Origin of the sequence: Candidatus Pantoea edessiphila (assembly GCF_002933335.1) — a bacterium.
In the GTDB taxonomy this organism is placed as follows: Bacteria; Pseudomonadota; Gammaproteobacteria; order Enterobacterales; family Enterobacteriaceae; genus Pantoea_C.
The window spans coordinates 62,953-83,419 of sequence record NZ_PDKS01000002.1 but is presented as its reverse complement, the minus strand read 5'-3'; the positions used below and the strand labels follow the sequence as shown (position 1 = coordinate 83,419).

The window sequence follows — 20,467 nt, the reverse complement described above, 5'->3', positions numbered from 1 at the left end:
AAATATAAATATTTTTCAAATTAACCCTTGATGCTTATATAACCCATCCCCATCTAACTTTAATTAGATGTTGTGAAACTAATTAAAAAAGTATATAAGGATAGGTTGAAAGTTAATGACCTGACCTCATATATAAGGCTCACAACCCAATTTGACAAAAGTTAAAGGGGAGACGTTTAGATGGGTAAGATTATTGGAATTGACCTAGGTACCACCAACTCTTGTGTAGCTATCATGGATGGAACACAAGTTCGCGTGTTAGAAAATGCTGAAGGTGATCGTACTACGCCTTCTGTTATTGCATATACGCAGGATGATGAAATTCTGGTGGGTCAACCGGCTAAACGTCAGGCAGTTACCAACCCACAGAACACCTTGTTTGCGATTAAAAGATTAATAGGCCGCCGATTTAAAGATGAAGAAGTACAGCGTGATATTAAAATTATGCCTTATAAAATCATAAAAGCAGACAATGGCGATGCTTGGCTAGAAGTAAAAGGTCAGAAGATGGCTCCACCACAAATTTCTGCCGAAGTATTGAAGAAAATGAAAAAAACAGCAGAAAATTTTCTTGGTGAATCAGTTAATGAAGCAGTAATTACAGTACCAGCGTATTTTAATGATGCGCAGCGTCAAGCAACTAAGGATGCAGGAAGGATTGCTGGTCTAGAGGTTAAGAGAATAATTAATGAGCCTACAGCAGCAGCCCTAGCATATGGTTTAGATAAAGCTAAAGGAAACAAGACTATTGCTGTATACGATTTAGGAGGAGGAACTTTTGATATTTCTGTTATTGAAATAGATGAAGTTGATGGAGAAAAAACATTTGAAGTTCTAGCTACTAATGGTGATACGCACTTAGGTGGAGAAGATTTCGATAGTCGTTTAATAAATTATTTAGTCTCTGAATTTAAAAAAGATCAAGGAATCGACCTTCATAAAGATCCATTGGCTATGCAGCGGTTAAAAGAAGCAGCAGAAAAGGCAAAAATTGAACTTTCTTCTATTCAACAAACTGATGTTAATTTACCTTATATTACAGCAGATGCAGCTGGTCCTAAGCATCTAAATATTAAGTTAACTCGAGCAAAATTGGAGTCATTAGTAGAGGATTTAGTTGAACGTTCTATCAAACCATTAAAAGTAGCTCTACAAGATGCCAATTTATCTATATCTGACATACATGATGTAATTTTAGTAGGTGGTCAGACACGTATGCCTCTAGTTCAATCTAAAGTAACTGAATTTTTCGGCAGAGAACCACGCAAAGATGTAAATCCTGATGAAGCAGTTGCAGTTGGTGCAGCAGTACAAGGTGGAGTTTTAGGCGGTGATATTAAAGATGTGCTTTTGCTAGATGTTACTCCTTTATCACTGGGTATTGAAACAATGGGTGGAGTCATGACTTCTTTAATTAGCAAAAATACCACAATACCAACCAAACATAGTCAAGTTTTTTCAACAGCAGAGGATAACCAATCAGCAGTAACAATTCATGTACTTCAAGGAGAAAGAAAACGCGCTAATGACAATAAATCATTAGGTCAATTTAATTTAGATGGAATCCAACCTGCACCTAGAGGTATGCCACAAATTGAAGTTACATTTGATATAGATGCTGATGGAATATTACATGTTTCTGCAAAAGATAAAAATAGCGGAAAAGAACAAAAAATAACTATAAAAGCTTCTTCTGGTTTAAATGATCAAGAAATAGAAAACATGGTACGCGATGCAGAAGCGAATGCTGAATCTGATCGTAAATTTGAAGATTTGGTCAAAATACGAAATCAAGGTGATCAAATAATTCATAGTACTCGTAAGCAACTTGATTCAATTGGAGATAAGATATCTCTCGAAGATAAAAATGCTATTAAATCATCTTTATTAGAATTAGAAAATTCTATAAAAAGTGAAAATAAAACCGAAATTGAAACTAAAATACAAGCATTAATAGAAGTATCAAGTAAATTAATTGAAGCTTCTTCTCCACAGAATAAAAATCAAGATAACAATATGAATTCAGGACCTACAGATAAAAAAGATGATAATGTAGTAGATGCTGAATTTGAGGAAGTCAAAGATAACAAAAAGTAATTTCTTCTAGTATGCTTATTTAGATTATTATCTTATTAGAATTTTCACGGGCGTGCGTTGCGCCCGTGAAATGTGTTAAGGATTGTGAAAATGGCGAAAAATGACTATTACGAAATTTTAGGTATAGATAAGTCAGCAGATGAACGTGAAATTAAAAAAGCTTATAAACGTCTAGCAATGAAATTTCATCCAGATCGCAATCCTGGTGATAAGAAAGCAGAAGCTAAATTTAAAGAGATCAAAGAAGCTTATGAAATTTTAATTGATTCAAATAAAAGATCAGCTTATGACCAATACGGTCATTCTGCTTTTGAAAAAGCAAATATGGGTGGTAATACAGATTTCAGTGATATTTTTGGAGATGTTTTTGGTGATATTTTCGGTAGTAATCGTCGACAGCATTCATCTAAAGGTTCTGATTTGCGTTATAACATGGAGCTTGCTCTTGAAGAAGTAGTATTAGGTGTTACAAAAGAAATTCATATTCCTACTTTAGTAGAATGTAAAATATGTCAAGGAAGCGGAACAAAAACAGGAACTAAAAAACAAACATGTAATACTTGTCATGGTTCTGGACAAATTCAAATGCGACAAGGTTTTTTCACAGTTCAACAATCTTGTCCTAACTGTCATGGTGATGGCACAATTATTAAAAATCCTTGCAATATTTGTCATGGTCAAGGACGAACAAAAAAGACAAAAACTTTGTCAGTAAAAATTCCAGGAGGAGTAGATACAGGAGATCGTATTAGACTAGGGGGGGAAGGAGAAGCAGGGAAGGCTGGTGCTCCAGCTGGAGATTTATATGTTCAAGTATCAGTAAAAAAACATGCAATTTTTGACCGTGAGGATAACAATCTCTATTGTGAAGTTCCAATAAATTTTGCTATGGCAGCTTTAGGTGGTGAAATTGAAGTACCGACCTTAAATGGTAGGGTAAAACTAAAAATTCCTTCTGAAACACAAACTAGTAAGTTATTTCGTATACGTGGAAGGGGAGTTAAATCAGTTAGAACAGGGATAGTAGGAGATTTATTATGTCGAGTTGTAGTAGAAACCCCTGTTAATCTTAGTGAAACACAAAAATATCTACTAAGCGAATTAGAAAAAAGCTTTGGAGGTCTTACAGGAGAACGAAATAGCCCTCGTTCCAAACGATTTTTCGACGGCGTAAAAAAATTTTTCGAAGACTTAACAAAATAAGATGTTCATATCAAATAACAAAACAATCCAATCTGGGTTTATAATTTACTAATACGTGCTGTCAGTCGAGATTTGTATCGGGCAGCCTTATTTTTACTAATTAAACCTTTAGTGGATTGTCTATCCAGTATTGGTTGCATTTTACTAAATGCATTTTGAGCAATTATTTTATCTCCTGATTCTATCGCTAGATAAACTTTTTTCACAAAAGTACGAATCATAGATCGATAGCTAGAATTAATTCTTCTTTTTTTTTCAGAATAGATAGCTCTTTTTTTAGCTGATTTGATATTTGCCAAAATTTTTATTTCCTATAACATGTACAATAACTATTATTAATACCAATAATTTATTATCTATGTTATAGATTTTTTTGTCAATATGTTTTATTCATAAAAATCCAGTAATTATTTTAATAAAATATTTTGTTTTATAAAATGATATTTAATATTTAATTATACATTCAAAATGTGTTTTGATTTTAAGTAAAATTAAATGTTTCTTAAATTGAATATTTAATGCATAATTAATAGTTATATGTGTGTTTTATTAATATTATAACCTGTAATAATTAGAGTTACTTATGAATGTAATACGTGGTATTCATAATATTAGACAACAGCATCATGGTTGTGTATTGACAATTGGTAATTTTGATGGTGTTCATAAAGGTCATCAAGCTTTACTATTTAAATTACGTGAAAAAGGAATTAAATCTAAGTTACCTATTATGGTGATGTTGTTTGAGCCACAAACTCTTGAATTATTTATTGGCAAAAATGCACCAGCGCGTTTAACATCTTTGCGCCAAAAATTAACATATTTATCAAAACTAGGAGTAGATATTGTACTGTGTGTAAGATTTAATCATTATTTTTCAATGATATCCCCTCAGAATTTCATTTCCGAGTTGTTAGTAAACAAATTGGGTATAAAATACCTTGCTTTAGGTAATGATTTTCGTTTTGGTGCTAGAGGGAAAGGTAATATCTTGTTATTAAAAAAGGCTAGTATAAAATATAATTTTAATTTAGATGTTATTGATACATTATACGATGGAAATGAAAGAATCAGTAGCACTTCCATACGTAATGCTCTTGCAAACGATAACCTGATTTTAGCTAAATATTTATTAGGTCGTTCTTTTATTATTTCTGGTAGAATAGTACATGGTAATTCGTTAGGACATATATTGGGTTTCCCTACTGCTAATATTAATTTAAATCGCAATGTATGTCCAGTAAGAGGAATTTATGCGGTTAAAGTGCAAGGTATATTTGCAAGACCTTTATTTGGAGTAGCAAATATAGGTATGCGACCAACATTAAAAGATTTTTGTTATCGTTTAGAAGTACATTTATTAGATATAAATATAAATTTATATGGTAAATATATAGATGTAGTATTATTACATAAGATAAGAAATGAGAAATGTTTTCAATCCTTAGAAACATTAAAAAAACAAATTTCAAAAGACATAATAGCTGCCAAAAATTTTTTTTTGAATAATACAAATAGAATTTAGAAATATAATCATTTATTACAGATCTACGTTAAGATGGAATGAAAAACATAATGATTGATTACAAATCTACTTTAAATCTGCCTAAAACAAACTTCCCTATGAAAGGCAATCTTTTTAGCACCGAAACAGAAATCTTAAATCATTGGAATAATGATAATCTCTATCAAGTAGTTAGAGAAGCTAAAAAAGGAAGAAAATTATTTATTTTGCACGATGGCCCCCCATATGCTAATGGTCAAATTCATATTGGTCATGCTGTAAATAAAATTTTAAAAGATATCATCATTAAATCTAAAGGGCTATCAGGATATGATGCTCCTTATATACCTGGATGGGATTGCCATGGTTTACCTATTGAACATAAGATTGAACAAATAGTAGGTAGACCAGGAGGAAATCAGGCTAGCTATGCAAATTTTCGCAAATTATGTCGTGATTTTGCAAGTGAACAAGTAACAAAACAAAAAACTGATTTTATTCGTTTAGGAGTAATAGGAAATTGGGATTATCCATATTTAACGATGAATTTTAAAACTGAAGCTGATATTATCAGAGTATTAGGTAAAATTATAAGTGAAGGATATTTATATAGAGATCTAAAACCTGTTCATTGGTGTATAGATTGTTGTTCATCTTTAGCAGAAGCAGAAGTAGAGTATATTGATAAAATTTCACCTGCAATAGATGTAATGTTTAAATCAATAAATACTAACCTGATTTGTGATATTTTTGGTTTAAAACAACAGATCGATTTTGTTTATTTAGTTATCTGGACAACTACTCCTTGGACTATTCCAGCAAATTGTGCTATAGCATTACATCCAGAGTTTTATTATCAATTAATAAAAACCAAAGATTTATTTTTGATTATTGCTAAAGATCTACTAGAAAGTTCATTAAAACGAATAGGAGTGAATGAATGGATAATACTAGGAGAATGTAAAGGTAAACAACTTGAATTTAAAAAATTCCAAAATCCTATTTTTGATGCCGTTGCTCCTATCATTTTAAGTAATCATATTACACTAGATGCAGGTACTGGTGCCGTACATATTGCTCCAAGCCATGGTGTTGAGGATTACTTTGTTGCCAAGAAATATGGAATTAATAATATAAATATAATCAGTCCAGACGGACTATATTTAAAAGGCACACATCCATTTCTGGATAATATTAATATCTTTAAAGGCAATAATATTGTTATTAATTTATTAAAAAATAATAATGCATTATTGAGTAATGAAAATATATCACATAGTTATCCTCACTGCTGGCGACATAAAACTCCAATTATTTTCCAAACGACACCACAATGGTTTATAGATATGAACCATAAAAATCTCCGTGTAAAATTATTAAAAAAAGTTAAAAATGTTAATTGGATTCCTAATTGGGGACAAAGATGTATAGAATCTATGATATTAAACCGACCTGATTGGTGTATATCACGTCAGCGTATTTGGGGAGTACCTATTACTCTTTTTATACATAAAGAAACTCAGCAATTACATCCAGATACATTAGATATAATAGAAAAAATATCATTATTGATTGAAAAATATGGAATTCAAACTTGGTGGGATTTAGATCCAGAAACATTTATAAGAGAACCTAATAATTATCTCAAAGTAACTGATACCCTTGATGTATGGTTTGACTCTGGTTCGACTATCTGTACAATAGTAGGAACACGATCAGATTTTAGAAATAAACAACCTGATATGTATTTAGAAGGATTAGATCAGTTTCGTGGTTGGTTTATGTCTTCATTGATTATTTCTACTGTTATTAATAATAAAGCTCCTTTTCGTCAAGTTTTAACACAATGTTTTGCTGTAGACTGTAAAGGACGAAAAATGTCAAAATCGATTGGTAATGTAATTTCTCCAAAAGATGTAATAAAAAAATTTGGGGCAGATGTTTTAAGATTTTGGGTGGCAGCTACTGACTATTCTACTGAAATGAATATTTCTGATTCTATTTTAAATTATTCTGTTGATTCATATAGAAAAATCCGCAATTCTGTACGTTTTATATTGGCAAATTTACACGATTTTAATTCAGAAGTTGATTTAGTAAGCCCTAATGATATGCTAATATTGGATAAGTGGGCAGTAGGACGTGCTCAAAATGTACAAAAAGATATTATTTCTCTTTATGACAAATATGAATTTCATACTATTATTAAGCGTTTAATATATTTTTGCTCTGTAGAAATGAGTTCTTTTTATTTTGATATTATTAAAGATAGACAGTATACAATGAAGAGAAATAGTCCAGAGCGTAGAAGTTGTCAAACAGCTTTATGGCATATAATAGAAGCATTAGTAAGATGGATTGCACCAATTTTATCCTTTACAGCTGATGAAATCTGGAATCATTTATTAGGTGATCGCACAAAGTATGTGTTTGCAGATCAATGGTATAAAAATCTTTTTGGTTTATCAGATAATGATATATTAAATGATAACTACTGGAAAGATATAATAAATATAAGAAGTGAAGTTAATAAAGTAATAGAACAAGCAAGAAAAAATAAATTTATTGGCAGCTCTTTAGAAGCAGATGTTAAATTATATGTAGGTCCAAAATTATATGAACAATTAGGAATGTTAGGGCAGGAATTAAAGTTTGTATTATTAACATCTAATGTTCAAATTTTAAAATACAAGTATTCAAGTAAGGTAGCATATAAAAGTGAAATATTCAAAGATCTAAACATAGAGTGTTATAAAGCTGAAGGGGATAAATGCCCTAGATGTTGGCATTATACTAAAAATATTCAAAATATTGCTCCATATATTGGTATATGTAATCGATGTCATTCAAATTTAATTGGTAATGGTGAAAAACGAAAATTTGTATAATAAATACATTAAATTTAAAATCCTATTCTGGTTGTTAGTATTAGTATGTTCCATAATTTTTATGGATGTTTATACTAAGAAAGAAATAATGAACAGGATGTATTTATATGAAGAATATCCATTAGCTTCTTTTTTAAATTTATTTTATTGTCAAAACTATGGTATTGCTTTCAGCATTTTATCTGACGGTAAATATTGGCAATATTGGTCTGTTATAATTTTTTCTATATTTGTTATTATATTTATATTGGTTACAGTTTATTATAATTATTCTAATATATCTAAATCTATTGCTTATGCTTTTATTGTTGGTGGAGCATTAAGTAATTTGTTTGATCGCATTTACAATGGTTTTGTTGTTGATTTTATTGATTTTCATATCACAAATTTCCATTTTGCTACCTTTAACTTTGCAGATATTTGTATACTTTCAGGTATAATATTATTAATACTCAAGAAATTTTAAATATCAGATAGAATACAAAATAACCATAATTGTAGTTTAATAACTCAATAAACATATCAGTTATAGATTGGAGCAATAATGCAAATTTTGCTGGCAAATCCTAGAGGGTTTTGTGCAGGTGTTAGGCGGGCAATTACTATTGTTGAACAAGCAGTAGAAATATATGGTGCGCCAATATATGTATATCATGAAATAGTACATAATTATTATATAATTAATAATCTAAAGAAAATTGGCGTAATATTTGTAAAAAGTCTTGACGAAGTTCCTGAAAACTCTGTTTTAATATTTTCTGCACACGGTGTTTCTCAAAAAATAAAAAAAGAAGCTAAAAATAGTAATATTAAAATTTTACTAGATGCAACATGTCCATTAGTAAAAAAAATACATATGGAAGTAAAAAAAGCTAGCCGTAATGGTATAGAAGCTGTTTTAATAGGTCATGTTAATCATCCAGAAGTACAAGGCACAATTGGACAGTATGAAAATAAATCAGGAGGAATATATACAATAAGCTCAATCGAAGATATATCTAAATTAATATTAAAAAACGAAAAAAAAATTAATTTTATGACTCAAAGCACTTTATCAGTTGATGATACAACTAAGATTATAGATAAATTACGACAACGCTTTCCTTATATTACTGGGCCACGTAAAGAAGATATTTGCTATGCTACTTCTAACAGACAGAAAGCGGTTAAGTGTATGGCCCAATATGCAGAATTAATATTAGTTGTTGGTTCACAAAACTCATCTAATGCTAATAGATTAGTTGAAGTAGCAAAAAGTATAGGTAAAAGAGCTAAATTGATTGATTCAGCTAAAGATATTAAAAAAAAATGGTTATTAAATATCAAATATATTGGTATTACTGCTAGTGCTTCAACTCCAGATGTTTTGGTACAAGAAGTTATAGAGTATCTTAATAAAACAAGTAGTAATAGTATTATAGAACTGATAGGCAAACAAGAAAAAATCAGGTTCCATTTATGACAGCTAGTTTATATCCACATTAACAAATTAATTAAAAATTTACTTATTTGTTAATATTATTATATTAATGTAATTAATTAATATTTAATTAAATGTCGATATGTTATATTTCATATAAAGTAATTTCATAAAGGATTGTTATGGATATTATGCGAGTAGCTATTACAGGTGCTCAAGGGCGTATGGGTCTTAATTTAATTCGAGCAGCGCAAAAAGAACATATTAATTTACGTAGCGTTTTAGTAAAACCAGGATCAACATTAATTGGACATGATGCAGGAGAATTAATAGGTATTAATAAAATTGGTATACAAATAACAGATAATATATATAATATAATTGATCATTTTGACTGTCTAATTGATTTTACAAACAAAAAAAGTACTTTAGCAAATTTAAATATATGCCATAAATATAGAAAATCTATGGTCATCGGTACTACAGGTTTTAATCAAGAAGATTATCAATTAATTAACAGGTTATCTAATGATATACCAATTATTTTATCTGCTAATTTTAGCATCGGAATGAATGTAGTCCTAAAGTTATTAGAGAAGACAGCTAAAATAATAGGAAACAATTCAGATATTGAGATTATTGAAGCACATCATTGTAATAAAATTGACGCTCCCTCGGGTACTGCATTAACTATGGGAAAAACAATAGCTAATATAATGAATTGGGAATTCGATCAACATGCAATATATAGCCGTAAAGGAATTATTGGTAAGCGCCAAAAAAAATCAATCGGATTTTCTGTAATAAGAGCTGGAGATATTATAGGTGAACATACCGCAATGTTCTCAAATATAGGAGAGCGTATAGAAATCACACATAGAGTCAGTGATCGTATGAATTTTGCTTTAGGAGCCATGAAAGCAACAAAATGGCTACAAGGTAAAAAATATGGTTTTTTCAATATGTGGGATGTGCTTGGATTATCATCTGTGTAGCATTAAAATAATATTACCTTAAATGATTTCATCATAATAATTTAATAAATTAAAGTAATTAAGATTTTTTGCTTTATTTATTTGTTTATTAACAAGTAATATTTATATTAAATAATATTATTATAGCTGCTAATAAAAATTAGGTTTTAATAAAATACAATAATATAAATAATAGTTAATGTAATTTACAGCATTATTAATTTTTCTAAATCTACTTTATCATTTCTAGGAGAATATTTTGGTTAAATCAGCTCTTTTAGTACTAGAAGATGGGACTCAATTTTTCGGTCGTGCTATTGGGGCTGCTGGCTCTACAATAGGAGAAATTGTATTTAATACATCAATGACTGGTTATCAAGAAATTTTAACTGATCCTTCCTATTTTCTTCAAATTATTCTTTTGACTCATCCTCATATAGGAAACGTTGGTACTAATTTTGAAGATGAGGAATCAAATAAAATTTATGCTAGTGGTTTGATAATTCGTGATTTATCATTATTAGCTAGTAATTTTCGTAATCAAGAATGCTTATCAAAATATTTGCAACGCAAAAATATCATTGCTATTTCAGATATCGATACCCGAAAATTAACTCGTATAATCCGTAATAAAGGTACACAAAACGGATGTATTATAACAGATAACAATTTAGATTGCTCAGTTGCTTTACAAAAAATTAAATATTTTATAGGATTAGCTGATAAAGACATATCAAAAGAAGTTACTACATCTCATATTTATAATTGGAATCAGGGCAATGTTTATATAAATCATGATGCTGCAAAACAAAAAAACAATAGATCAATTCGTTATAATGTTGTGGTTTATGATTATGGTGTGAAAATTAATATTTTACGTATTCTTGTAGATAAAGGATGTTATTTAACAGTAGTTCCTGCTCAAACTTCAGCACAAGAAGTAATGGATATGAATCCAGATGGCATTGTTTTATCTAATGGTCCAGGAAACCCCAGTTTATGCAAATATGCCATTGATTATATTAGATATTTTTTAAAAATACAAATTCCGATATTTGGAATTTGTTTTGGACATCAGCTTTTAGCTATAGCAAATGGTGCAAAGATAACAAAGATGAAAGCGGGACATCATGGCGGAAATCATCCAGTAAAAAATCTAAGTAATAATAAAATCATGATCACCGCGCAAAATCATTGTTTTGTAGTTGATAAAACTAGCTTACCGAATTGTTTATATGTAACACATGTTTCACTTTTTGATGACACAATACAGGGTATTCATCATTTTGATAAACCAGCATTTAGTTTTCAGGGACACCCAGAAGCAAGTCCCGGTCCTTTAGATGCAATGTTATTATTCGATCATTTTATTGAATTGATGGATGAATGCTGTTCAAAAAAGTAATCAGGAGTTAATAATGCCGAAACGTCTAGATATAAATTCTATCCTGATTCTTGGTGCAGGTCCTATTATAATAGGACAGGCCTGTGAGTTTGATTATTCTGGAGTACAAGCTTGCAAGGTTTTAAAACAAGAAGGTTATCGTATCATTTTAGTAAACTCTAATCCAGCTACTATTATGACAGATCCAGATATGGCTAATGTTACTTACATTGAACCAATACATTGGAAAATTATAAAAAAAATTATTGAAAAAGAAAGACCTGATGCCTTGCTGCCTACTATGGGAGGACAAACAGCATTGACTTGCGCTCTAGAATTAGATCGTAGGGGAATATTAAATATGTTTAATGTAACGATGATTGGTGCTAGTTCTGATAGTATTGATAAAGCAGAAAATCGTCAGCGATTTGATAATATAATGAAGCATATTGGTTTAGAAACTGCACGATCTGGAATTGCAAAAACCATAGGAGAAGCTTTAAAAATTGTTGATTATATAGGATTTCCTTGTATTATACGTCCATCATTTACTATGGGAGGAACTGGCGGTGGTATAGCCTACAATGATACCGAATTTAAAGAAATATGTAATCAAGGATTTGATCTTTCACCTACTAATGAATTATTAATTGACGAATCACTAATCGGGTGGAAAGAATATGAGATGGAAGTATTACGAGATCGAAATGATAACTGCATAATAGTATGTTCAATAGAAAACTTTGATGCTATGGGTATCCATACGGGAGATTCTATCACAGTAGCGCCTGCACAAACATTAACAGATAAAGAATACCAAATTATGCGTAATGCTTCTATAGCAGTGTTACGTGCAATAGGAGTAGAAACAGGTGGTTCTAATGTTCAATTTGCAATAAATCCAAAAAATGGGCGATTAATAATAATTGAAATGAATCCTCGAGTATCACGTTCTTCTGCTTTAGCTTCAAAAGCAACTGGTTTTCCTATTGCTAAAGTAGCTGCTAAATTAGCAGTAGGATATACTCTTGACGAGCTAAAAAATGACATTACAAGAAATTTAATACCTGCTTCATTTGAACCATCTATTGATTACGTTATTACTAAAATACCTCGTTTTAATTTTGAAAAGTTTCCCGGTTCAAATAATATCTTAACTACTCAGATGAAATCTGTAGGTGAAGTAATGGCTATTGGACGTACTTTCCAGGAATCATTACAAAAGGCATTACGTAGTTTGGAAGTTGAAGTAAGCGGTTTAGATACTAAACTAAATATTAATAAAAATATAAAATTAAATGATATTCGTAATGAACTAAAAATAGCCAGTTCAGATAGAATCTGGTACATTGCCGATGCATTCAGAGCGGGCATGTCTGTTGATAGTATTTTTAAACTGACCAACATTGACAAATGGTTTTTAATTCAAATAGAAGAACTAGTAAATTTAGAGAACAAAGTTATATTAGAAGGAATAGATGGTTTAAATCAAGTATTTTTATTAATGTTAAAACGTAAAGGTTTTTCTGATAAACGTTTAGCACACTTAACTGGGGTAAAAGAGAGTGATATTCGTCAAAGGAGAATATTTTATAATTTATATCCAGTTTATAAGCGTATTGATACTTGTGCTGCAGAATTTGATACTAATACTGCATATATGTATTCAACTTATGAAGAAGAATGTGAATCAAATCCAAATAAAAACAAAAAAAAGATCATTATAATAGGAGGAGGACCAAATCGTATAGGGCAAGGTATAGAATTTGATTATTGTTGTGTTCATGCTTCATTAGCATTACGTGAACATGGTTACGAAACTATTATGATCAACTGCAATCCAGAAACAGTATCAACTGACTACGATATTTCTAATCGTCTTTATTTTGAGCCAATAACATTAGAAGATGTATTAGAAATAGTCCGTATTGAAAAACCTTTAGGAGTAATCGTGCAATATGGAGGTCAAACTCCATTAAAATTAGCTCGTTTATTAGAACAACATGGTGTGCCTATCATTGGTACAAGTACAGATTCCATAGATTGTGCAGAAAATCGTTCTCGATTTCAACAATTGGTGAAAAATCTCAATTTAAAACAACCAGATAATGATACTGTTGTAAGTTTAGATGAAGCTATATATAAAGCTAATAAAGTTGGTTATCCCATTTTAATACGTCCTTCGTATGTTTTAGGAGGTCGTGCTATGGAAATCATATACGATGAATATGATCTCAAAAATTATTTTCAATCTGTAATGTTCATATCTAATGATAATCCAATATTAATAGATCATTTTATAGAGGATGCTATTGAAGTAGATGTTGATGCTATTTTTGACGGTAATCATCTATTAATTGGAGGAATTATGGAACATATAGAACAAGCTGGTGTGCATTCTGGAGATTCTGCTTGTTCGCTTCCTGCATATACCTTAAACCAAGACATTCAAGATGTTATACGCAAGCAAATAAAAAAATTAGCTAAAGAGTTAAATATTTGCGGTCTTATGAACGTTCAATTTGCAGTTAAAGAGCAAGAAGTTTACTTGATTGAAATCAATCCAAGAGCTGCACGTACTATTCCATTTGTATCTAAGGCTACTGGTATTCCATTAGCAAAAGTTGCTGCACTTGTAATGGTCGGAAAAACGTTATCTGACCAAAATATTACTACAGAAGTCATTCCAAATTATTTTTCAGTAAAAGAAGTAGTTTTGCCGTTTATTAAATTTCAAGGATCTGATCCAATTCTTGGTCCGGAAATGCGTTCAACTGGTGAGGTTATGGGTATTGGAAGAAGTTTTAAGGAAGCGTTTGCTAAAGCTATGTTAAGTGCTCAATGTAATATGAAAAAGAATGGAAGAGTTTTATTGTCAGTTAGAAAACGTGATAAAAAGCGTATCGTTGATCTTGCAATAAAATTACAAAATTTTGGTTTTAAATTAGATGCTACATATGGTACGGCTTTAATATTAAAAAAATCAGGTATTGATGTTCGTGTAGTAAAAAAAGTCCGTGATGGTGAACATCCAAATATCCAAGATCGCTTAAATAACGGTGAATATACTTACATTGTAAATACTGCCTCTGGTCGTCAATCTATTGAAGATTCAAGAATGATCAGGAATAATGCACTTAAATATAATGTATACTATAACACTACATTAAATGGAAGTTTTGCTACAGTTATGGCACTAGATATTGATCCAATTGATAGGATTATTTCTATACAAGAATTACATAAACAATTGCATAATAACAAAACTAATTGTTTTTTTAATAAAAAATAATTTTAGAGTATTTAAAAATGATTAGTATAATTGCTTCATTTGAAAATAATCATTTCATAGGATTACGAAATAGGATGATGTGGAGACTTCCTGAAGACTTAATGTGGTTTAAAAAAAATACTATTAATAAACCTATTATTATGGGAAGAATGACATTCGAATCAATAGGTCGTGCTTTACCCTATAGACTCAACATTGTTGTTAGTAGTAATCCTGTGAAATCAGAAAACATAACTTGGGCCAGGTCTTTAGATGAAGCAGTAACAATATCAAATACATTCAGCGAAACAATGATAATAGGTGGTGAAAGTATATATAAACAAATGATTAATGATGCTGATTTGCTCTATTTAACTCACGTACATGTTAACATTAAAGGTGATAAAAAATTTCCATATTATAATCCTCATGAATGGAAATTGATATTTAGTAGATTTCATAATTTTGATAAAAAAAATAAATATAGTTGTAATTTTGAAATATTACGTCGTTATTATAAATAATATGTTTATTTAAATAGTTGTTAACTTTTTAATTCTCCAATATTTTTTTTCTTCCCAATGTAAAAGAGTAAGTTTTCCTCCCCAACAACAACCTGTATCTAATCCAATAATTTTTTTTGGAGTACCTTTTCCTTGCAATGCAGACCAATGTCCAAAAATTATTGTATAATCATCTGTTATTTTATTTTTAATATTAAACCAAGGTTTTAACGATGAATTTCTAGATTCTAAAATATTTTTAGAAAACATCTCTAATTGACCATTATAAAAACAATATCTCATTCTTGTAAGAGCATTAGTAATAAATCGCAATCTAGCTAATCCTGTAAGTTTCTCACTCCAATTATTTGGCAAATTTCCATGCATAGAATTTAGAAATAACATATACATGTCACTGGAAAGTATCTTTTCTATTTCATATGCACATGTTTTTGCGGTTTTTAAATCCCATTGAGGAGTAATTCCAGCATGTGACATAATGATTTTTTTTTGATTATCTATTTGTATTAGGGGTTTGCAACGAAGCCAATTAATTAAATCTTCGATATCTTCAGCTTCTAAAAGTTTTGTTAATTGATATTTAGATTTGGCATGATGAATTCCAGCATAAATGGCTAAAAGATTTAAATCGTGATTACCCAAAACTAATCTTACACATTGATCTTGATCAATTGATTTAATATAACGCAATACATCTAATGAATTTGGTCCTCGAGCAACTAAATCACCTGTTAACCATAAAGTATCATTTTTAGGATGAAAATTAACTTTTTTCAATAAAACAAGTAACTCTCTATAACAACCATGGATATCACCAATTAGATATGTACTCATAAATTTTATATCCAACTATAATCTATCGTTAGTCAAATGAACCTTATTTCAGTAAATGCAATTTGTAATAGAACTATGACAACTAAAATAGTTATTTTAATAATTTATTACTTGTTTACATTGGTTATTAAATGATAAACTATTTACAGTAGTGATTAAATTTACAATAGTGCTTAGTGGTGTTTCAACAAGCAAGGTGTTTCTCCAAAATATAGATTCTTTATGAATTTTAACTTCTCGGCTATTAATATCAGTAATCAACTAATAACGCTTAATTAATATCTTTTAAAATTAGTTCATATTACGAATTATTATTATATAAGTAAAGATATAACAGTATTTTTTAGGATAATATTGAGATTCTATATTTAAACTCTATATTTTTGTTATCTTGCTAATTAATTTAATTATATTTTTGTTCCTGAGTTTGTTTTAATGACTTAGATAACCAATTAGCTAAACTACAGTATTGTGAAACTGTAATATTTTCTGCTCGTAATTCAGGATCAACTGAAAGTTTTTTAAGGGTATTTAAGGGAATTACTGTACTTAAACTGTTTTTTAATTTCTTTCGGCGCTGGCTAAAAGCGATAGTAGTAATATAATTTAATAAATTTACATCAATTACTGGATAAGGTAACTTATCATATGGAATTAATCTAACGAATATGGAATTTACTTTGGGTATTGGTATAAAAGATTTAGGATAAATCTCTAATATTGGAATTACTTTACAATGATACTGTGTCATTACGCTCAGACGGCTATATATTTTACTGCCTGGACCAACAACCATACGATCAACTACTTCTTTCTGTAAAGTAAAATGCATATCTTTAATTAAACCAATATTTTTAAATAGGTTGAATATCAATATGGTAGAGATATGATAAGGTAAATTACCAAATATTCTCAGTAATTGATTGTTTTTAAAAGACAAATTTTTAAAATCAAATTTCATTACGTCTTTTTGAAAAACACTCAATTTAGAACCGAATATCGGATTTACTTTTAATTTCTCTGCTAAATTAGAATCTAATTCAATTACAATTAATTTATTAGTATATTTACAGATATGTTGAGTTAAAGCACCTAACCCTGGACCAATTTCAATTAATAATTGACCTTCCTGAGGATTAATAGTAGATATTATTTTTTTAATCACAAAATCATCATTTAAGAAATTTTGACCAAAACGTTTCCGAACAATATGATCTTGGTATATAAATTTATTCATTGTTTATCTCAATCATATCAATTGCTAAATTAAGAGCCATAAATAGGCTTTCAGGATTGGCATTTCCTGTGGAAGCTAATTCAAGTGCAGTGCCATGATCTACCGATGTTCTAATAAATGGCAAACCTAAAGTAACATTGACTGATTTAGTAAAGCTAAAAGATTTTAAAACTGGTAATCCTTGATCATGATACATAGCTAAAATCACATCAGCTTTTTTTAAAATTTTTTCTTGAAATATAGTATCAGCAGATATTGGTCCAGTTAATTTTAAACCTTTCATATTAAGTTCATTAATTACTGGAATAATAGTTTCAATTTCTTCTGTACCTATGTAACCTCCATCGCCTGCATGTGGATTTAATCCACAAATATATATTGATGGGTTTTTAATGAAAAATTTTTTTTGAAGTTCTTCATATATTATATAAATGATTTTATATAAATGTTTTTTTGTAATAAAATTTGATACTGATTTTAATGGAATATGAGTAGTTGCTAATGCCACTCGAAATTTTTTGTTTACTAACATCATTACGACTTGTTTTGCTGATGCAAGACGTGCAAATAATTCAGTATGTCCGGTAAAAGGTATTCCAGCATTATTAATAATATATTTGTTTACTGGACCTGTCACTATTGCTTGAAATTTTCCTTTTATACACTCATTACAAGATTTAATTAAAGTTTTAATTACATATCTACTATTAGCTATAGATAATTGACCAGGAGTTACTGGATTTGACAATTCAATAGGAATAATAGCCAAGTTTCCTACTTGCCTGTTTTTGTTGACGATATCAGGATGATAATTATATAGATTTAATGGCAAATTAAGCTGAGCAGCTCTATCATTTAGCAATTTAGGAGAAGCACATACTACTAATTCAACTGGCCAATTTCTTTGAGCTAATTGAATAATTATATCAGGACCAATTCCAGCTGGTTCACCAGGAGTAATAATTATACGAGAATTATTAGTCATTATTTTCTATGATCTTTATGTAAGATTGAGCCAATTTTTGTTGAATTAGATATTCTAATTCTTCGTTTACTTTACTATTAATAATATTCATAAAAGATAATTTTCTTTGATATGTATCAGTATTATTAATTTTATGTGAATTTAATTTTTGTAAGATATACCAGTGTCCATTAAAATATACTGGTTTACTCATTTGAGTATTCTCTAATTTACTTAATATATTGTATATTTCTTTCTTTGAAGAATTATTAAATAATATCCATTTAGAATCTATATTTTTTTCTATAAGAGGAAAAATATTAGATAATTGCATTATAGCATTTTCTAGATTGATTTTTTTAGAATTAAACTCGTAAATAATATCATTTAATTTGATAAAAATTTCTTTCTTATCAATTGAATGAGAGGATATTTCAATAGGAAAAATACGAATTTGCATTTCAGTTAAATAAATATTATCATTGTTAACGTCATTTATTTTTAAAATATGTACCCCTACTCCGCTCTGAATAGGACCAACAATAAGGTCTTTTTTTAAATTTGTTAACTTTTCAGCAAAAATATCAGGTATTTCTTTAATTTTTTTCCACCCTAAATTTTCTATCCGCAATAATGAAGAATATTTGTTTGCTAAATTTTGAAAACTAGCGCCTTTTTTAAGGCTATCAATAATATTTTTAGCTAATGTTTTTTTTTCATTTAATTGTTTTTTAGTTGGATTTTCTGGTAATGGTAATATAATTTGACTGAGATTAATTGTGATTTCATTAAATTTATCTAAGATAATTTTTTTACTGTAACTATTTATTTCTTGCGGGTAAACAACAATGTTCTTTAATATTTGTTTATTACCAATTATAGACATTATTATTTGTTTATGTAATTGTTTTCGATATGTATCATATGTCATATTATTTTGTGACAAATATTGATACAATTCACTTGTGCTTTTGTGATTTTTAGCAGATATATTTTTGATAATAAAATCTAATTTATCATTGGTTATATCCAGACCAATTTGTTCTCCCATTTGAAAAATTATTTTTTCAATAATCTGATCTTTAATAATTTTATTACGTAAATTTTTATAATCTAATGACTGTCCATTGTTAATATATTGTGTAATATTTAAATTATTTATATTCTCATTTATTTCACTTTCGAGAATTATATCATTATTAACTATTGCAGCAATACTATCAGTTAATTTAGTTTTAGCACACAGATTAGCACTGACCAGTAATATAATAATTAATATTTTCCAATTTTTCATATTATTTCTTATTCCATAGATAATTATTCATTGTAATAAAACATATAATTTCATTAATTATTAATTAATAGCATTGTTTTATTAAACATGATATACTGATAGTAGAGTATATTATATATTCAGGTAATAGTAGAATAGTAGCTTGAATAATTATTGATTAATTTCTACTATAACTAATAGATTAATCTGGAATAATATTAATTAATGAAAAAAAGACCATAATAGATAGTGTATAATTAACAGTCAAATTAGTTTATTAAATTTTTAATTTATAAAAAAATCAGGATTTTTCTGTTCATAATTTAAAATTAATGATTCGTGTTCTAATGTTGATGTAATATTATCTATACCGTTCATCATACATTTATGATGATAATCATCTATTTCAAATTGATAAATTTTATTTTCTGTGATTATTTTTAATTTTTTTATGTCTACTTTAAACATAACACCGTAATGATTTACAACTAAATAAAACATTTCATTTATTTCTTTTATGCTTAATTGTATTGGTAAAAGTTTATTGTTAATGCTGTTTTTATAAAAAATATCTGCAAAACTTGGTGCTATAATTACACGAAAACCAAAATCCATTAAAGCCCAAACAGCATGTTCTCTAGATGATCCACATCCGAAATTTTCACGCGTTAATAATATACTTGCAAATTGAAATTCTTTTTTATTAAGTATAAAATCCAAATTTAATTTTTTTCCTTCTACATCTTCATATCTCCAATTATGAAATAAATTTTTACCAAAACCAATACGTGATATTTTATGTAAAAATTGTTTAGGAATAATCGTATCAGTATCTATATTTACTATATCTAAAGGAGCAACAATTCCAGTATGTTGAATAAAATTATTTAACAT

17 protein-coding genes are annotated in these 20,467 nt (G+C 28.7%); 10 read left to right on the top strand and 7 right to left on the bottom strand.

Going from position 1 to position 20,467, the window contains the following annotated elements; translation table 11 throughout:
- The first annotated feature begins 180 nt into the window (after positions 1-180).
- A complete protein-coding gene (gene dnaK / locus CRV11_RS01990; RefSeq protein ID WP_136131670.1) occupies positions 181-2,097 on the top strand; it encodes a molecular chaperone DnaK in 1,917 nt (638 codons plus the stop codon).
- Positions 2,098-2,187: 90 nt separating this feature from the next.
- A complete protein-coding gene (gene dnaJ / locus CRV11_RS01985; protein ID WP_136131669.1) occupies positions 2,188-3,300 on the top strand; it encodes a molecular chaperone DnaJ in 1,113 nt (370 codons plus the stop codon).
- A gap of 38 nt (positions 3,301-3,338) precedes the next feature.
- Here dnaJ and rpsT read toward each other — a convergent pair whose 3' ends face one another.
- Entirely contained in the window at positions 3,339-3,599 is a 261-nt protein-coding gene (gene rpsT, locus CRV11_RS01980) for a 30S ribosomal protein S20 (RefSeq protein WP_136131668.1), read from the bottom strand.
- 284 nt (positions 3,600-3,883) lie between these two features.
- Between rpsT and ribF the strand changes: the two genes are divergently transcribed.
- From ribF to folA, 8 genes are all read left to right on the top strand, one after another.
- The gene (ribF, locus tag CRV11_RS01975; RefSeq protein WP_136131667.1) at positions 3,884-4,825 is read left to right on the top strand and encodes a bifunctional riboflavin kinase/FAD synthetase; all 942 of its coding nucleotides are present in this window, start codon (positions 3,884-3,886) and stop codon (positions 4,823-4,825) included.
- A 50-nt stretch (positions 4,826-4,875) separates the two neighbouring features.
- On the top strand, positions 4,876-7,692 hold the full coding sequence (gene ileS / locus CRV11_RS01970; protein WP_136131666.1) for an isoleucine--tRNA ligase: 2,817 nt from the start codon (positions 4,876-4,878) through the stop codon (positions 7,690-7,692).
- Positions 7,667-8,158: a signal peptidase II gene (gene lspA / locus CRV11_RS01965; protein ID WP_136131665.1), complete on the top strand. Its 492-nt coding sequence runs from the start codon at positions 7,667-7,669 to the stop codon at positions 8,156-8,158. The genes ileS and lspA overlap by 26 nt, the downstream gene beginning before the upstream one ends.
- Before the next feature lie 78 nt (positions 8,159-8,236).
- Positions 8,237-9,154 carry a 4-hydroxy-3-methylbut-2-enyl diphosphate reductase gene (gene ispH, locus CRV11_RS01960; RefSeq protein ID WP_136131664.1) on the top strand — a complete coding sequence of 306 codons (918 nt, stop codon included), beginning with the start codon at positions 8,237-8,239 and terminating at the stop codon, positions 9,152-9,154.
- Between the two features lie 140 nt (positions 9,155-9,294).
- The gene (gene dapB / locus CRV11_RS01955) at positions 9,295-10,107 is read left to right on the top strand and encodes a 4-hydroxy-tetrahydrodipicolinate reductase (protein WP_136131663.1); all 813 of its coding nucleotides are present in this window, start codon (positions 9,295-9,297) and stop codon (positions 10,105-10,107) included.
- 238 nt (positions 10,108-10,345) lie between these two features.
- Positions 10,346-11,491, top strand: coding sequence for a glutamine-hydrolyzing carbamoyl-phosphate synthase small subunit (carA, locus tag CRV11_RS01950; protein WP_136131662.1), 1,146 nt, complete (start codon positions 10,346-10,348; stop codon positions 11,489-11,491).
- Positions 11,492-11,504: 13 nt separating this feature from the next.
- Entirely contained in the window at positions 11,505-14,762 is a 3,258-nt protein-coding gene (gene carB / locus CRV11_RS01945) for a carbamoyl-phosphate synthase large subunit (RefSeq protein ID WP_136131661.1), read from the top strand.
- 17 nt (positions 14,763-14,779) lie between these two features.
- A complete protein-coding gene (folA, locus tag CRV11_RS01940) occupies positions 14,780-15,265 on the top strand; it encodes a type 3 dihydrofolate reductase (protein ID WP_136131660.1) in 486 nt (161 codons plus the stop codon).
- Positions 15,266-15,274: 9 nt separating this feature from the next.
- Here folA and apaH read toward each other — a convergent pair whose 3' ends face one another.
- The 6 genes from apaH to leuD form a co-directional block, all read right to left on the bottom strand.
- The gene (gene apaH / locus CRV11_RS01935; protein ID WP_136131659.1) at positions 15,275-16,099 is read right to left on the bottom strand and encodes a bis(5'-nucleosyl)-tetraphosphatase (symmetrical) ApaH; all 825 of its coding nucleotides are present in this window, start codon (positions 16,097-16,099) and stop codon (positions 15,275-15,277) included.
- 96 nt (positions 16,100-16,195) lie between these two features.
- The gene (locus tag CRV11_RS03680; RefSeq protein WP_158674486.1) at positions 16,196-16,360 is read right to left on the bottom strand and encodes a hypothetical protein; all 165 of its coding nucleotides are present in this window, start codon (positions 16,358-16,360) and stop codon (positions 16,196-16,198) included.
- A 142-nt stretch (positions 16,361-16,502) separates the two neighbouring features.
- Positions 16,503-17,336 carry a 16S rRNA (adenine(1518)-N(6)/adenine(1519)-N(6))-dimethyltransferase RsmA gene (gene rsmA, locus CRV11_RS01930; RefSeq protein WP_136131658.1) on the bottom strand — a complete coding sequence of 278 codons (834 nt, stop codon included), beginning with the start codon at positions 17,334-17,336 and terminating at the stop codon, positions 16,503-16,505.
- The gene (pdxA, locus tag CRV11_RS01925) at positions 17,329-18,321 is read right to left on the bottom strand and encodes a 4-hydroxythreonine-4-phosphate dehydrogenase PdxA (RefSeq protein ID WP_136131657.1); all 993 of its coding nucleotides are present in this window, start codon (positions 18,319-18,321) and stop codon (positions 17,329-17,331) included. Before pdxA ends, rsmA begins: the two co-directional genes overlap by 8 nt.
- Positions 18,314-19,594, bottom strand: coding sequence for a peptidylprolyl isomerase (locus CRV11_RS01920; protein WP_136131656.1), 1,281 nt, complete (start codon positions 19,592-19,594; stop codon positions 18,314-18,316). The genes pdxA and CRV11_RS01920 overlap by 8 nt, the downstream gene beginning before the upstream one ends.
- A gap of 264 nt (positions 19,595-19,858) precedes the next feature.
- Positions 19,859-20,467, bottom strand: a complete 609-nt coding sequence (gene leuD / locus CRV11_RS01915; protein WP_136131655.1) for a 3-isopropylmalate dehydratase small subunit — start codon at positions 20,465-20,467, stop codon at positions 19,859-19,861.